A 17,008-nucleotide genomic window follows, 5' to 3' on the forward strand; every position below is an offset into this window, starting at 1 on the left:
AAATCCCCTGCAGTCTATAAATTATAAAGATGAATATCCATGATCTCCATTTTTGATATCTATAAAATCGCCATTAACTTAGTATCAAACCTCGAGATAGCCTTTACTGCTTTGTAATAGATGCTCCATATCCCCTGTAGTCAGGGGCCTACTGAAATAATAACCCTGCACTTCTTCGCAATTATTCTGACGTAAGAACGCCAGTTGAGAGACCTCTTCGACACCTTCTGCTGTCACCGTCAACCCCAGACTATGCGCCATAGCAATAATCGCCTGAGTGACAGACGCATCTCCAGGATCAGTCGTCACATTGGTAATAAAGGAGCGGTCAACCTTAAGCTTATCGATCGGGAAACGTTTCAGATAACTCAGGCTTGAATAGCCGGTACCAAAGTCATCAATCGCCAGATAGACACCTAAGGCTTTTAGTTTATGCAAGGTCTCGACAGACCCCTCGACATCGTCCATTAACATATTTTCGGTGATCTCAAGCTCCAGACAATGGACAGGCAGGCCTGTCTCTAACAACACTTGGGAGACAAGTTTATCAATACTTTGTTTGGCGAACTGCCGTACTGATAAATTCACTGCAACTCGGATCTCAGGCAAGCCGTCATCTCGCCATTTTTTTATCTGCCGACACGCTTCTCTGAGTACCCATTCACCGATCGGCGAAATCAATCCACTCTCCTCAGCAACCGGAATGAATTCAACTGGAGAAACCATTCCCAGCTCGGCACTATTCCAGCGAAGCAGCGCTTCAACACCGATAATGCGCCCGGTTTGAATATCCACCTGAGGCTGATAGTTGATCGACAGCTCGTTATCATCCATCGCGCGGCGCAAACAAGTTTCCATTTCCAGCCGACGTTTAACCACAACATTCATAGATTTAACAAATAATTCATAGCCATTCTTGCCCGCATGCTTAACGCAATACATTGCAGCATCGCAATTTTTAAGCAGGCTTTCAACATCCTCTCCGTGATCGGGAAAGATAGCAATACCAATACTGGAAGTTACAACGAATTCATGTCCAGAAAGGTTAATACAGAACTCCATGGAATCCAGTATTCGTCTGGCAACATTTTCGGCAGATTTTATATGCCGGATCTCTGGCAGTAATACAGTAAACTCATCGCCGCCGAGACGGGCAATCATATTAAGATCTGTTGCAGAGTGTAAATGCATATCACAGATACTATCGCTGCTGCGCACAGTGTGGGTTAAACGCCTGGCTACCTCTTGTAAAAGCTGATCACCTATACTGTGGCCATAGGTATCGTTAATTCTCTTGAAGTTATCCAAATCCAAAAATAATACGGCTCCAATGAGACCATGCCGTTTTGCCCGTTCCATCGCCACCTCTACCCGTTCCCGGAATACATTGCGATTAGCCAATCCAGTAAGGCTATCAAAGTGAGCCATATGAAGGATCTTGTTCTGTGCCCGTTTCAATTCAGTCACGTCAAGTACGGTACCTGAGACCTGCTTTGCTGCACCATTTTCGTCATAAAACACTTCAGCCTGATGCTGTACATCCAAGTATCTGCCGTCGCTCTGAGAAATACTGTGATTCCAGCCCTGGCGCAGATCCTTCTGATTACCATGCACCAGGCAATGAATCCAGTGCCGGAACTCCTTTCGTTCGCCATGGGGCAGTTTACTGAGAAAACCGCGATAACTTAGCTTGGTAACTCCCCGACGCATCTCTAGCATCTGATAAAGCTGTTCTGACAAGTAAATTTCATTATTATTGAGATTCCACTCCCAATTGCCCAAGCGAGCAATACGCTGTGCATTATCCAAGCGTGACTCACTTTTCTGCAATTCCTGTAACTGCTCTGTAGTGTCACTGGCTCTTACCATATAGCGCAATCTGTGCGCCAGAATCTTCCAATTGAACGGTTTAGTGACAAAATCAGTAGCACCCGCTTCATAAGCCTGGCGTACCGAGTCAATATCGTCCAGTCCTGTCGCCATCAGTATCGGTACTAAGTTACCGCAGGGTAAACGGCGCAGCTGCTGACAGACTTCAAAACCGTTCAGGCCCGGCATGGCAACATCCAGCAGTACAATATCCGGCTGCATTGCCTGAAATAACGCTAATGCCGCTATCCCATCTTCTGCTTCTATAACAACGAAATTTTCTTTGCCCAACGCCTGAAGGGCCAGAAGTCGTGCAGTGATATCATCATCAACCACTAATACTTTGGTCAATTCAACGGGTTCGCTATTGATCTGAATTTTCTGCATTATTATTCTCTTTAATTTTAATGAGAGCTTCCCGGACCCGCTGGTATTCTGCGTCAATACTGACGCACAGGGATATTGCCTGATCTAGATCTTTGTCCCGTCCCATCATTTCCATCGTTTTACACATTTCAGCCAGTCGATGAGCCCCCAGATTATAACTACTGGATTTGAAACTATGGGCAGCCTTGCGCACTATTTCAGCATCAGAGAGCGTCACTCCCTGACTTAACTGTTCGATATCGACAGGGGACTTTGTAAGATACGCATCAATAATACGATTAAAGAAACGACCGTCATCATCCATCTCACGCAGCTCCTCAATAGCCGTCGTCAGCAACGGCGCATCGGCCACAGCCATTGCAGGCTCAACAGCATCGGCAACAGTCGGCTCTGTAATGATCACAGGTCCAACAACTGCAACAGAGCCTGAAGCATCAGGAAGCCAGCGCTGTAGTAGGATTGCGATTTGTGCTTTACTGAAGGGCTTGGACAGATAATCATCCATACCGGCACTAATACAGCGCTGCCGGTCTTCTAGCATAGCGTTTGCGGTAAGAGCAATGATCGGCAAACGCCGCGATCCGTTTTCCTGTTCTCCCTGACGGAACAGCTCCGTTGCCCGATAACCATCCATCTCAGGCATCTGACAGTCCATTAATACCAAGTCATAGTTTTGCTCTTTTAATCGTTTCAGTGCTTCGACCCCATTCCCGGCCAAATCCACATCAACACCCAAACCAATCAACGCTTGTAGAGCATATTCCTGATTAACCGGATGGTCTTCCACTAACAACACCTTACCCTGCAGTTCTATCTGTTGTTCCTCTACAGCGCTTACAGGCAAAGCATTACCACTCGAAGTCTGAGCAGTCTTTTTCAGTTTAAGGTCAAACCAGAAGGTAGTTCCGTGGCCTAACTCACTGCTAAAGCCGATGCTTCCTCCCATCATTTCTATTAGCTGTTTGGATATAGCCAGACCTAACCCGGTACCGCCATAATGACGGGTGGTCGAACTATCAGCCTGAGAAAATGACTTAAAGATCCGATCCTGATGTTCAGCCGCAATACCTATGCCAGTATCCCGCACCCGTATCTGCAATGATAATTCAGCCGCCGACTGATCAACAATAAACGCCGATACTGAAATTTCGCCGCTGTGAGTAAACTTAATCGCGTTGCCGATCAGATTAGTTAAGACCTGACGCAAGCGAAGCGCATCACCCAACACCCAGCTGTTCATCTCGCGGGGCAAACGGCAACTTAGCTGTAACCCCTTTTTTTCCGCCTGAGGGCTAAGCATAGTAAGCAAATTTTCAATCAGTTCCTGCAATTGCAGAGGGCGGTTGTCCAACTGCAGTTTACCCGCCTCAATTTTAGAAAAATCCAGAATATCATTGATAATCTCCAGCAATCCGAAGCCAGAGCATTTGATCATTTCCATAAAACGACGCTGCTCTGTGCTTAGTTCTGTTTCCAGCACCAGATCAGTCATACCCAGCACGCCGTTCATTGGAGTGCGTATCTCATGACTCATGGTCGCCAGAAATTCACTTTTTGCCTGGCTGGCTTTCTCTGCGATCTCTTTTTCATGCAGCGCCTGCTGAATATTCTGGCGAATAGATGCCTCCATAAAGACAAATGACTCTGCCAGGCGCCCGACCTCATCACGGTATTCCATCGCCAGACGTTTAATTTTTATTGTATCGGGGTTTTTCTGACTAAAATTCTGTGTAGGCAATGCGTTAGCATAAGATGTCAGTGTATTCAGCGGACGGGATATACGAAACACCAAAATCAGTGCGGCAGCTAAACCGAGCAGCGAAATCAGGCCGATAACAAGACTCTGCCGTTTGATCAGACTTTTACCCGGCGCTTCTATTTCGGCCACCGGAACGACCACCCCCAGATACCAGTCAAATGCTTTAAAGTAGCTGATAAAAACTTCCACTTCACGATCACCGAAAAAGGGATCCTTATAATTGATGGCGTTTTCATTTTTACCCTTTGCGGAAATAATATTATCCAGCACTACGCTGTATCGGGGCAGAGACTGTTCATTAAAATTATCTAAGCTCTCTCCCGGAGGGGTGATAAGGATCTCTTTATCGCCATTGAAGAGAAAAGCATAGCCGGTTTTTGCTATCTGAATATTACTAAAGGTCTGGGTCAGGCTGGCAATAATGCCCTCCATCTTACGCAGGCTTTCTTGCTCAACATTATCAAAGTTGACAATGACAGCCAGGGTCCAGGGCCAGCCATTGACGGGTAGAAACTGCCCCATAAATTGCCCCTGCGTTGTCTCTCCTGGTTTCTGCCAGGAAAAGATAGCCGTATCCCCCTGCGGGCCCAACTGTTCATCCCGCATCGCTTGATAGAGCAAACGCCCTTTAACATCCCGAATATTTTTAATCGACGTCCCATCCAGCTCCGATTTACTAGCAGCGAGGATCTTACCATTGTGATCAAAGAGCATAAGCTCACCACTAGCGTAACCAACTTTACGCAACCAGCTCTTTGCTCTTTGCTGCGTTTCCTCCTCCGACAAACGGCTACCTCTGCTCAGCAGCATAAATTCGTGCAGAACAGAGTTGCTTATATTGGCAGTATGTACCATCTCCGCTTTTAACTGCATTAACAGCTCAATTTTTTCACTGATCAGCTGATCATAACTACCGCGAATATTAAGATCCGCCAGTTGCAGCACATTTTCCGCTGATGACTGCTCTGCCCGAAGCATAGCGCTGCCGACATCACGTTGGGTAAAGTAAAAAGTACTCAGGGAGGTCATCACCAGCACCAACAGGATCAGCGCAAGAAACTTAAATTTCAGCGAAGTCAACATCATTCTGGGACCTCAATCGTCCATAATAATTTATCCGCTGTAGCAAGCAGCTTTGAATTCACGTACAGACCTATTTTTTCAGCGGTTTTCATATTCACAACCATGCTGAACGAACCATTAAATACCTGTTTCAGATTGCGCGGTTTGGCGCCATTGATAATTCTCCCGACATTTTCAGCCAGAAACATCCCTTCAGGCCTGAATCCAGAGTACCGGATCAGACTTAGCAGGAAACCATAACGAACTGCCTCTTGACCATTCTGAGAGAATGTTGGAACGGCATAACGATTAGCAATATCAACAAGCTTGGGGATGGTTCCGGCGTTTACTCCCCCTTGGCTGGAAACGAAAATAGCATCCACTTTCTGTGCCAGCTTATCAAAGCACTCTAGGACGCTCTGATCTGCCAACTGTTGGTCAGCAATATCACTCAGGGTATAACAAGGCACGATTTCAAATCCCAGCTCCAGCGATGCCTTTTCGATCAGTATCATACCCGCATAGCTTCTGCCACTGATTGTATTCTCATAAGGAACGCCCAGTTTTTTAAATCCAATCAACTTATGAAAAACCTGTATCTGCTGTGACTGAAGCCCAGGATCGTAACTGGCAAAAAGATGGTCATAACCTGAATCATCCAGGCTTTTAATAATGCCAGAACTCAGGGGATCACTAGTAGATATTACAACCGTGGGCACGCGATGACGATTATTCGCCAGATCCTGCCCTGCCCATGTTCCCAGAGCAAAAACCATATCGATATCCTTGCTCTGATTGAGTCTGGCGATCAGGCTATTGCGAACTTTTTGCCGGGCAATATTATCCCAGTCGGCTGAATAATAACCATCCGCGACAAACTCCAAATAATGGCTCTTTACATTATGCGCCAACCACAGCCACAATTTTCGGGTATCTTTATCGGCAAAGTCAGGCAATGATAGTGGTTCGATCCAGCCTAAACGGCTCAGACCTTCGCTCATGGCATACAGATAATCATAATAATACGCGTACTCACCGCCATGATAATAAGCGATACGCCAGCGTTTTTCTGGCTGAGCTTGCGGACTACTGCTGAAATCCGCAGCATTGACACTCACTGCCAGAAAACTGCAGCACAACAACATCCAAATAAAAAAACCTTTTATCTGTTGCATTATTTCTGCTGCTCCATGCCTGCAGATAATATTAATGGGCGATTTTGCATATCATTTGCTGTCCTGAATTTCGCGGTAGATCTCATCGGCGGCCCCCAGCAGCAGAAGTGGAGGATTAAAGCCGACGATTTTTGCAGATTTCAAATTAATCGCTATTTTTAATGGCTCTTCAAAAATCAAAGGTATTGCACCTGGCGCCATGCCGTTAAATATCTTTCCAATAACGTTGGCATTGTGCTCAGCGACATAACGAAAACCTGAACGAGATAAGCTAAATAAGAAGCCATATTTAACTTCTTGCTCTCCTGATTGAGAAAATGTAGGTATTTTCTGCTCGTTGACAATATTTACCAAACGGGGAATGCTATCCATTGTGACACCGCCCTGGTTAGTTACGTAAATTGCATCTACGTTTTTAGCCAGTGATTTAAAGCAATCAACTACGCTGTCTTCAGCTGTTTTCTTATCGCTGATATCACTTTTGGTATAGCAGCGCACTATCTCAAAGCCCTTCTCCTGACTGACCTTTTCAACAAACTCTATGGCGGCATAACTGCGCCCCAACTCCGAATTCTCATAGGCTACACCAAGCCGCTTAAAACCAACTAGTTCGTGAAATACCTTTAACTGACGCTCAAATCTATAGGGGTCAATAGTCGCATGAAGATGTTCTGCTCCGGAGTTCTTCAGGCTTTTAATTATACCCGAGGCCAGTGGATCACTAGTAGAAACCACCAAGGTCGACGTATGATGCTTCCCTGCCGCCATATCCTTACCGGCCCAAGTCCCAAATGCCAGCATCAGGTCGATCTCTTTCTTAGTATTAAGCCTTTTTAAAACGGTAGCTACTGTTTCTATTCGCTTTTCATCATCCCATGATGCGCTATAGTGAGCATCTTCAATAAATTCGATATAATCGCTTTTTACCTCATTCGCCAACCAGTGCCAAAGAGGCTTGGTGGTTTCACCAGACAGTTTAGGCATCGCTTTAGGCTCTATCCAACCAAGATCCATAAGAGCGCGAATCATTGCCACGAATTCCTGTTGGTAGTCAATATACTCACCGCCCTCATAGTAACCAATACGCCATGGTTTTCCTTCATTGGTTACAGGAGCAGCATCTGCTTCCTGACTATCAGTAGCTTTTGCGGAAAAGCTGATCGTTACGATCAGATAAAGTGATAGCAGCACAATTTTCTTAATCATCTATGACCTCTTCATGGGTTGGATCTTAAGCAAAAAGAAAATTAAAAACAGACTTTGAATTTAATGTGAAAGTAATCAAAAACTACCATCAATGAGTAAAACAATACTGAATTACACCTAATAACGAAAATTATAGTCCCCCGAAAGAATAAAAACACGGATCTATAACAATATGAATTAAATCCGATTTTTTCTTAATGTCCAATCTATTAGTCTACACAACGAAAGTGCACAAGCACTCTGTTAGGATCGCAATCCTAACCATAAGATGAATTTGCGACTTTTATCAATGATTCATTCTTTGCTAGCTCTCTGGCCACAGTTAGCCATTGCTCTTCACTTACTTGAATATCCGAGGCCGCATCGGTGAATGTATCAACTATTGAAGCTCTATGAGCCTCTATAACACTTATTTTGTCAAACTGTAAAAGCGCCTTTGCTGTCAAAGCATTTTTACCTATTAGCTCCAGTGGTCCTAACGGATAGACACCATTGCCTCCTGATTCAGCCATTATTGTCTGCATTCCTGACAAATAGGAATCAGTCCTTGCCTGAACGACGATAGCGGCAAGCTCCTCGTAACCCTGAACATTTTTCAGCGCGTTGCAAAGCCCCTGCTTCATCAAGGCTAGATATTCAGCTTGATAATACCCCCCGGCACAGGTAATCCCTCTTGCCAATGTCATTGCAAGAAAACAGGCAAACACTGAAGGCAATAGCTGTCCGGTATCCAATAGGGCTGAAAGGGACTTGTTCTCAAGCAGCAATTCAACTGTCTTGCCTCGGTCGTCGACTCCCCTTAATAGCTCACGCCCTTGTATTTTCATAGGAAGTAAAGGTACCCTACGTCCCTCTTCATCAATCCACCAGAACAGAAATGTTCCGCAAGACTTTGATTTTAATTTTTGTGGACAATCTTTATCCAACCACCGTTGCTCCAGCTCCTCTTTTACCCAGCACCCTTTAACTTGATTAAGAGATGTAAGCACTATCTTGCGTAGTTCATAATCGAATAAAATAAAACTGAGCAAACTTTGAACATTCATAAGATCCTTCTTCAACAGTATGCTGCAAACCTTCTCCATCTCCAGATAAAGGAGCTCCGGGCGAGGAGAAATAGAGGCAAACATCCTTGACCACAGCTGGGAATTCAGTATAACGGCCTGATCCGAATATTTATTGAGCGCAAGTAAATCTGGTGATAAATACTCATTATGGAGGATCTCAATTATCACGTTTGCACTCTGCTCTGAGAGTCGCTTTTCCCGCACCATCTGCAACACTGACTTTTCCGTTCTTTTGATAGAGTCTGAATCATAGTTAGGTACCCAGGTAACCGCTTTCCCTGTCACCTGGTTCGAGAAGATCGGTATCTTGGTGATAACAGCTGATTTTTTTTCTGGGTGCCAATCATAAGCCAGCATCCCGCGCGGATAGGTCAGGTTATTCATGGAAATGCTACCACAAGCCATTACCGGCACCGTCTTGGCCCTCTGACCATCGGGCAGTTTTCGCTGGCTGAAGAGCAGCGTTCCCTGCACTGATTGGGCGAAGTAGTCTACGCCATGATGGTTCGCCGTCAGAACCACAGGACTCTGTTTAAGCTCTTCCCGCGCCATTGCGGCAGCTTCTTCACCGAGCAGCGGTGCGGCATATTCATAAACAGCATCACCGAGATCGTCGGCTGACTGATAGCGCTCGCTGGCGGTTTCGGTCACCACGTTAAGATACTCGCTCAGCGGCATATCACCGTACAACGCCAATGCTCTGTCGACAACCGGCAGTCGCTTCCTGATCTCTGCCATGTAGTGATCGATCAAGGAGTCATCACTCTTCTGGTTGTTCATACTACTGAGTCCCTTCCTGTATTTGTTGCAGATGATCGACATCACGACCTGTCAACCAGATAAAAACGAGTGCCATGACGATATACGCCAGCCCCAGATAAGTGATACCAATACGTACATCCTCGAACAGGAACAGCCAGGCGAAAATGATCGGCCCAAGCATCTGGCCGATACGGCTGGTAGAACGAAATATCCCCATCGCTTTGCCTTCCCCCAACTGCTGAGTGATATCCAGTTTCAGCAGGAAAACGCTCTGCGCCGACAGCACCAGACAATTGGAAAGCCCCAATAAAAGAATAGCAATTATTGTCGCCAGCAGCCCATCCCAGATACTAAAAGTAAGAAATGCCGCGGCACCCAGCAAGCTGCCGAACAACACCAGCTGTTGTTTATTTTCAGTTGCATCTATCAACCTCCCGACTCTTGGGCCGAGCACCGCCAGACAGACACCAAAGAGCATCAGCACCTGACCTATAGTGGATTCAGAGATACCTTGTCGATCCAAATAAACCGGACTGAAATAGTTAAGAAAACCAACCACGGCAATAGACGCCGGCATGCTGCTGAAAAAAATTGCAGCCAGAACCCGTTTATCCAGCAGGAAGCGGCGCAAAACCGACTTACCGGCATGTTTTACCGGCACGGTTTCTGTCTTGCTTGGCGTAGTGGCGGGATACCCCAGTATCAGCAGGCTATACAACACCACTGAGATAATAATCAACGCACCACTGAGGAACACTACCTCGTAACCGAAATGCTCGGCCATCACCGCACCAGTGGCAGCACCACAAATACTGCCGGCATAGAGACCGGCAGCCAAATGAGCCATTCCCTGAGCCTTGGTGGATTTATCCGTATTACGAATTACGAAGCCGTGAGAGGATAGTTGTACCAGGCCGTAACCCAAACCAACCAGCCCTCGGGAGAGGATGAAATGCAGGGCATCGGGAGCCATCCAGGAATACAGCGCACCGAGCGTTGCCAGTGCCAGTCCCGCATAGAAAGGCTCCTGCCAGCCGCGCCGGTCAAACCAGACGCCTGCCAGCAGAATCGCCACACCGACACAAAAAAATTCAACTGAAATGGGCAGCCCCATCAGCACATTTTGTGATAACCCGAAAAAATCTTGCTCCATCTTCCCCATATACAACGGAATAAAAGCCATCGACAGATCTATCCCAAACAGAAAAACGAAGATCGCCGGCCGCATCAGCCGGTAGTCCACTGCCTCCTTTTGTGGCAGAGTCCTCTTCGCCCGGGCGGTTAGCCTAGAGAGCAACACAAAGGATACTTCGAAACAGATCAGTGCAGCAATCAAGGTAGCGGTAACTCCGGCAGCCAGCAACTCAGGCAAGACACCAGACATAGCCTTTGGGTTTATATAGAGACCAAGGAGCGTAAGTAGCGCTGCGGACAGTACCAGACCTATGCCAGCAAAAGGCTTGCGTCCGAGCCAGAATTGAGCCGCCGGGCGATACAGGTTAAATATTGCCAGAACCAACACACCTGCCAACAGAGACCATAACACAGCCTGAAGTTCTGCCGCTTCTCCCACACCTCGAGCAAGATAAGTCAGATCGTCAGAGAGAGCAGATCCCATACTGAGCAGTAGATAGGTGATAAACAGACTCAGAGGCAACACTATCAATGCAGTAATAGTGCCTGGACGTGTTGAGATGGAATTGGTCATTACCATTTAAACCTCCAGCTTTTCGTTTTCAGGAACCACGATATCCTGCCCTTTATTTAACACTTGAGCCTGCCCGTTATTTTTAGCTGGCAGACGGTACAAAGCATCAAATAACATCACCGGATTAGAGATTATCTGCCACCCGTCAGAAGTCTGTTTAATACGAATTTTTGCTTGATCATCATGCCAACGGCAACGATGAGGTAATACATCAATCTCTGAGATATTCAGGTTTTGCATTCGACTATAGATATACACCACAGCCAACGCGCCGGTCCCACAAGCCAGAGTTTCCCTATTGATGCCCCGTTCATAACAGCGATTTTCTATCACTGCAGGATCCGTACGACGGGCAAAATTAACATTTATGCCCGCAGGGAAAATATGCCGCATCCGGTTGTTCATATAGTTGCCGATATGTTCGATCAGCCAGGAACCAAAACTTTCGCGACGATCAGCCATCGCGCCATGAGCTGAACCGGCAAAGATATGCTCCGCCAGTTCCGGCACTGAGAAGCCACTATCGGGGAATATCACCAAGTGAGGTTCACCGGTGAACACCAAGGACGCCCTAATACGTAACGCTGTCTCGGTTGTGAAAGCTTTCAGGTCATCGGCGCGGAACTTAACTAGCAGTTCCTGCATCTGGTGAATTGCCGGAGCAATTTGCCCTGCATACTCATAGTTCACCAATTCCGGTGGCGTTAATCGTGGATGTCCGAGATTAACCCAACTACCGGATAGACCATGGTCTGCACCGATCTTGATAACCTTAGGTGTTGCCAGAGGAATTTCTGTCATTATGGAAGCACAGCTTATGCCATGTTGGTGCAACAAATGACTCGCTATACACATCAGACCATTCCCGCAGCACAGCGCTTCTTCTCCCGACGGTTCAAACATTCGAAACAAGAATTCAGCCTTTTTAGCCTGTGGCGGCTGGATCCAGTAAGGCCTGCTTTGATCAATCGATTGCAGTGTAGATTCATTACAACGTTGAATGACCAGCAGATTATCACAACCTACACCGAAACTTATATTGGTCGCCTGAAACGCAAAACGAGACATCTCATCCTCGCTGAGAAAATTCCGCTCGGTCTCATCGACAATAACAAAACTATTGCCGCAGGATGTATATTTAACAAAAGGGATCAACTGCATTGTGCGTATGTATCCGGTTTCTTTTTTTGTGGTTTGAGTACAACTCTCAAAGTCGTTTTTATTATGTTTCCAGCAGCACTATTTCAACAATAGTATACCTATAACCTGATTTTCACATGAGCCGTATAAAATTCTGTCAGCTATAGATAAATGAAGGAGGCAAGGCTGAACTCCTGTTCCCTTTTTTTACTGCCTTGTCACTCAGTAAAACAACCGAAATAACAAATTAAAACATGTAGTTAAAATAATTATCCGTACGGATCTATCACTAACGTCCTTATTTGAACAAATACTAGATAGAAAATATAAGAGCTAAGGCGCTAATAGCAAGAAGGAAAGTATCTAAGAGGTTATGTTTTTTACAACACTCAATTCTAGGATCAGTAATAGAATAAAGTGTTTTAAGAAAGTAGTGCGCATGCCATGTATCTAAAATTGAATTATGTACTGATCTGATCATCACTTTGCGAAAAATTTCAATCTACAGCTAAATTTATCAGGAGCCTGAAGGGTAAAGATATGCACAGAAACTATCGGAAAACATCACTCGGTGGATTGGCGGTCATTCATCATGCGCCGCCCAGTGAATAAAGCGTAAGCCCTGTATTCATTACTGTATGTTTTTAAAGCAAAAATGCTGTAGTTTCTCCTTCAACTAGACGGATATCGGTAACTACAGGTAGACTATCATCGATCAGAAGCTGCACCGCTCGGTAACCACGTCTGGCGATATCCTGGCTGACAGTGGTCAACTGAAATGGCAAGTATTTCAATATCCGCAAATTGTCCATTCCAATCAAAGAAACAGTTTGCGGCACCTTGATTGCGCATAGGCTTAACTGTCGATAACAACCGATAGCTAGAATATCCGACATGCACAAAATGGCAGTCGCGCCCTGCTCTATAGCACTTTTAATCTGCGTAAAAACCTGCTGCGCTCCCTCTATATTCAGATTGGTTTCGATCAGCGGACAATAACCGTTAGCAATCCCGGCAGACTTCAAAGCAGATTGTACTCCTTGAAAACGCTCCCTATGCACCTCGGATAACGGTAATGAACCAAACAACAACACGATGCGTTTGTGGCCCCGTTCGACCAGATGTTCAGTGGCTATTTTCGCCAGGTAGAAGTCATCAATGCTGTAGTCGATAAGGTTTGCAGCAGGTGAATGCAGCTTAAAAAATGGCTTATCATCAACGATCAGCGTTTTAAATTCCCAAGCCGCAATAGCGGCAAGCACTTGATCACTCAATTTACCAATGACGATCACCCCAGTAGGGCGAGCCCCCCCCTCTAACATTTCTATCTGACGCACACTTTTTATCCGCATAAAACTAAAATATAGTCCTTGAGCAGTCGCGCCACATTCTATTCCGGCCAGAAAATCACTAAAAAATGGGCCATCAACCAGCAGGCTTTCAAAGGGGTCGGTATGCTCAACGGCAGGCATTAGTACTACCACCATATTGCTGATGCCCTTTTTTAATGAAAGCGCATTGAGATCTTTTTGGTAGCCTAATTGCTCGACGATAGCCAATACTTTGCTTACCGTCTCTTTAGATACCTTGCTGAGTTTGTTATTAATCACATTTGAAGCTGTTGCGACAGAAACGCCAGCCAGTGATGCAACATCTTTGAGGGTCGGTTTTTTCATTTTTTCACCTAGCTGATAATTAGATTACAAAAGAGAGCCCTTGTAATTCGACTTCTAAATTATTGCACTTCAAAGGAATCGAAACAATCTCGAATTGTAGGCTCAGTGGCAATGAGATATCTACAACAATAAAAAAATGTGAGTTGTATTCAATATATACACTTTCTCTTTTGCCTGAATTATATCTTGTCTGTATGGTTGCGTCGCCATAAGGTTAAACGATTAACCTTGTTTGCTTGACCATTAATAAGGAAATAAATAATGAATCAAAAACATCATAGGTTGCGTCCGCGCTCCAACTTTGCAATGTCTGTTTTGGCAGCCTCTATTACGCTGGTACTAGCCGGTTGTAACAGTAGTAGCACTGAGCCGCAAACGCCGGATCCAGAGTCAGTAGTTACTGTACCAGTAGTTACTGTACCAGTAGTTACTGTACCAGTAGTTACTGAGCCGGTAGTTACTGTACCAGTAGAAAAAACATGTATCGACAACCCTCTGGGCGATACCGACCTCTACTTGCGTGGTGGGTTCAACGGCTGGACCGCCCCCTCGGAATACATGCTTAATTATGTCTGTAACCGTTTCGAATTGGTTACTGAGCTAACCGGTACCAATACCTTCAAGGTAGCAGACTCCTCTTGGTCAGAGACGGCTAACTTCGGCAGCGGCGCCGACCCCTTAGTGGCAGATACAGCAGTTCTACTGGCGCTCGCAGGCGGAAACATTGACTTCACCTTCACAGGAATGAACCGCGTGGTGTTGGATGTATCCGAATCGGTAGAAACGCCGAAGCTGACCATTGAAAGCTGTCCGAATAACCCCTTTCCCGATACAACTTTCTTCCTACGTGGCGGATTTAATGACTGGACGGCATCTTCTGACGAAGCCTTTACTTACAGCTGTGACGGTTTTTATCTCAATGTCGATGAAACCGGTGACTACGGCTTCAAAGTGGCCGATAGCGGATGGTCCCCAGCGCTCAGCTTTAGCGTAACAGAAGGCGAAAGCGGCACATTGGAATTTGGCGAAACCTTTAACCTGATTTCTGATGAGTTGGCTGGCAGTTCTGCTAATCTAAATTTTGCCTTCACCGGTGAACACACAGTCAAACTCGCATTCGACGAAAATGGACAAAATCCAACTTTAACGATTGCAGAGAAGACCTTTGCTGGTAATGGGGATGTTGTGGTAACCGACCCTATTGCCCTCAGTACGCATTTCGACTCTCGTTCTCTTATCTCTAAAGCACCGTTTGGCGCTGTCACTGAAGGTACTAAAATTGACTTATCACTCGATGCGCTGCCCGGTATTGATGGTGTGACTCTAGTGGTGGAAACCCGTCTTCTGGAAGGTAATCAGGATCTCATCGAATACACAGAAGTTGATCGTATCCCATTAGATAAAGCAGTCGATGGCGATAACGAACGCTGGAACGGCAGTTATAGCTTCGATAATAAAGCGATCTATGGTTATTACTTTGAGGTCAGCATAGGTGAGCAAACTTTCATCTACGAAAATAACAATGATGGCATCTACTGGACGACAGAAAAAGGCTCCAACGGAACTGGCGTTATTTCGGCTATGCCGAGTAAAAAAGAGTCTATCCGACGCTACCGCCAGACAGTTTATGCAGCTGATTTTAAGGTGCCAGAATGGGCCAATGACGCAGTCTACTATTACATATTTCCCGAGCGCTTCCGCAATGGTGATCTTGTCAACGATCCGACACCGGGCAAAGACTCTTACCTAGACATTGATGTTGAATTCCACAATAACTGGAACGATACGCCTTGGGTACCGGACGCACGCGATGCCTACGAAGGAGACGACGAGGCCTACAACAACGACTTCTTCGGTGGCGATTTGGCAGGTGTAATTGAAAAACTGGATTACATGGTCGACCTAGGGATCAATACAATTTACTTTAACCCGCTATTTGAAGCACCAAGTAATCATAAGTACGATACCGCTGATTATATGAATATTGATGATAATTTCGGTGATAACGCATTGTTCGCTGAACTAGTTAAAGCAGCGGCTACACGCAATATCCGAGTAATTCTGGATACTTCTTTGAATCATACAGGTAATGACTCCGTCTATTTCGACCGTTACGGTAAGTTCCCGGGAGTAGGTGCCTTTGAAGGTGGCGTAATACAGCCTGAATCGCCTTATGCCAGCTGGTACCAATTCTTTCCAGAAAACACTGAACTGATTGACCAATATTTAGGTTGGGTTGGGGTAGAGACTTTACCCGAGTTAGTTGAATCTGATAGCTGGAAAGCCTTCGCCTACGGCAATTCTGACTCTGTATCTAAGTTCTGGCTTGATATGGGTATTGACGGCTGGCGCATGGATGTTGCTCCTTGGGTGAGCGATCAATTCTGGCGTGAATGGCGCACTGAAGTTAAGGCCAAAAATCCCGATGCGATTACCGTAGCCGAAACTTGGTTTGATGCATCTAAGTACTTCCTAGGCGATACCTTCGACAGTACCATGAATTACATCTTCCGCAATACAGTGCTCGACTATGCAGCTGGTGGTGACGCCGCAACGCTATACAACAGCAATATGGAGATGATGCGTGAGAACTACCCGGAACCCGCTTTCTATGCACTGATGAACTTACTGTCTACGCATGATGCAGCACGCGCCCTACACCAGTTTGGCTACCTAGATGAGAGCACCGCTCCAGCAACAATTGCTGAAGCGAAGCAACGCCTCAAACTGGCAGTATTGTTCCAAATGACGTACCCGGGGGCTCCATCTATTTTCTACGGGGACGAAGTCGGTGTAACAGGTGGTGATGATCCGTTCAACCGCGCTACTTATCCTTGGGCAGATACGGGTGGTGAACCGGACAATGCATTGTTCGCTGACTTCCAGAAACTGATTAAACTGCGTAACGACAACCCTGTATTACGTGATGGCAGTATCGATAAACCCGCTTATATTGATCAGAATGTGATTGTATTAGTGCGTGAAGATGGAGGTACTAAGGCATTGGTGGTACTTAATAACTCAACCGAAGCGAAGCCGATCAGTTTCACTCTGCCAGCAGCACTTGCAGGTAACTATATAGATGCCCTTGGCGGCACCGGTGTAGTTATCGCAGCCGACGGTAATGTTGAATTGACAGCACCAGCTCTATTCGGACAGGTGTTGATCGCCGACTAACCCTCTCTGAGGTTTTATAT

9 protein-coding genes are annotated in these 17,008 nt (G+C 45.9%); 1 reads left to right on the forward strand and 8 read right to left on the reverse strand.

Annotated elements, in window-relative coordinates; all coding sequences use genetic code 11:
* Positions 1–84: 84 nt before the first annotated feature.
* The 8 genes from ACJAT7_RS01185 to ACJAT7_RS01220 all read right to left on the reverse strand — a co-directional run bounded on the left by ACJAT7_RS01185 (position 85) and on the right by ACJAT7_RS01220 (position 13,811).
* Positions 85–2,256, reverse strand: coding sequence for a putative bifunctional diguanylate cyclase/phosphodiesterase (locus tag ACJAT7_RS01185; protein WP_415224963.1), 2,172 nt, complete (start codon positions 2,254–2,256; stop codon positions 85–87).
* Positions 2,234–5,101: a cache domain-containing protein gene (locus ACJAT7_RS01190; RefSeq protein WP_415224964.1), complete on the reverse strand. Its 2,868-nt coding sequence runs from the start codon at positions 5,099–5,101 to the stop codon at positions 2,234–2,236. Before ACJAT7_RS01190 ends, ACJAT7_RS01185 begins: the two co-directional genes overlap by 23 nt.
* Positions 5,098–6,252, reverse strand: coding sequence for an ABC transporter substrate binding protein (locus ACJAT7_RS01195; RefSeq protein ID WP_415224965.1), 1,155 nt, complete (start codon positions 6,250–6,252; stop codon positions 5,098–5,100). Before ACJAT7_RS01195 ends, ACJAT7_RS01190 begins: the two co-directional genes overlap by 4 nt.
* Positions 6,253–6,303: 51 nt before the next feature.
* Positions 6,304–7,458, reverse strand: coding sequence for an ABC transporter substrate-binding protein (locus ACJAT7_RS01200; RefSeq protein ID WP_415224966.1), 1,155 nt, complete (start codon positions 7,456–7,458; stop codon positions 6,304–6,306).
* A gap of 257 nt (positions 7,459–7,715) precedes the next feature.
* Positions 7,716–9,305 (reverse strand): hypothetical protein, encoded by a 1,590-nt coding sequence (locus ACJAT7_RS01205; RefSeq protein WP_415224967.1) that lies wholly within the window; start codon positions 9,303–9,305, stop codon positions 7,716–7,718.
* 1 nt (position 9,306) lies between these two features.
* Complete coding sequence (locus tag ACJAT7_RS01210; RefSeq protein ID WP_415224968.1) at positions 9,307–11,001, reverse strand: MFS transporter; 1,695 nt, start codon at positions 10,999–11,001, stop codon at positions 9,307–9,309.
* Positions 11,002–12,156, reverse strand: coding sequence for a diaminopimelate epimerase (locus ACJAT7_RS01215; protein ID WP_415224969.1), 1,155 nt, complete (start codon positions 12,154–12,156; stop codon positions 11,002–11,004).
* A gap of 623 nt (positions 12,157–12,779) precedes the next feature.
* Complete coding sequence (locus tag ACJAT7_RS01220) at positions 12,780–13,811, reverse strand: LacI family DNA-binding transcriptional regulator (protein ID WP_415224970.1); 1,032 nt, start codon at positions 13,809–13,811, stop codon at positions 12,780–12,782.
* Positions 13,812–14,072: 261 nt separating this feature from the next.
* Between ACJAT7_RS01220 and ACJAT7_RS01225 the strand changes: the two genes are divergently transcribed.
* Entirely contained in the window at positions 14,073–16,988 is a 2,916-nt protein-coding gene (locus ACJAT7_RS01225) for an alpha-amylase family glycosyl hydrolase (RefSeq protein ID WP_415224971.1), read from the forward strand.
* Positions 16,989–17,008: the final 20 nt, after the last annotated feature.

It is taken from the genome of Psychromonas sp. (assembly GCF_047632995.1).
Classification (GTDB): domain Bacteria; phylum Pseudomonadota; class Gammaproteobacteria; order Enterobacterales; family Psychromonadaceae; genus Psychromonas.

What these genes read in the sequence shown, in the direction of transcription:
- ACJAT7_RS01220 (WP_415224970.1), bottom strand. Translation starts at nt 13,811, where the DNA reads ATGAAAAAACCGACCCTCAAAGATGTTGCATCACTGGCTGGCGTTTCT.
- ACJAT7_RS01195 (WP_415224965.1), bottom strand. Translation starts at nt 6,252, where the DNA reads ATGCAACAGATAAAAGGTTTTTTTATTTGGATGTTGTTGTGCTGCAGT.
- ACJAT7_RS01210 (WP_415224968.1), bottom strand. Translation starts at nt 11,001, where the DNA reads ATGGTAATGACCAATTCCATCTCAACACGTCCAGGCACTATTACTGCA.
- ACJAT7_RS01225 (WP_415224971.1), top strand. Translation starts at nt 14,073, where the DNA reads ATGAATCAAAAACATCATAGGTTGCGTCCGCGCTCCAACTTTGCAATG.
- ACJAT7_RS01205 (WP_415224967.1), bottom strand. Translation starts at nt 9,305, where the DNA reads ATGAACAACCAGAAGAGTGATGACTCCTTGATCGATCACTACATGGCA.
- ACJAT7_RS01200 (WP_415224966.1), bottom strand. Translation starts at nt 7,458, where the DNA reads ATGATTAAGAAAATTGTGCTGCTATCACTTTATCTGATCGTAACGATC.
- ACJAT7_RS01190 (WP_415224964.1), bottom strand. Translation starts at nt 5,101, where the DNA reads ATGATGTTGACTTCGCTGAAATTTAAGTTTCTTGCGCTGATCCTGTTG.
- ACJAT7_RS01185 (WP_415224963.1), bottom strand. Translation starts at nt 2,256, where the DNA reads ATGCAGAAAATTCAGATCAATAGCGAACCCGTTGAATTGACCAAAGTA.
- ACJAT7_RS01215 (WP_415224969.1), bottom strand. Translation starts at nt 12,156, where the DNA reads ATGCAGTTGATCCCTTTTGTTAAATATACATCCTGCGGCAATAGTTTT.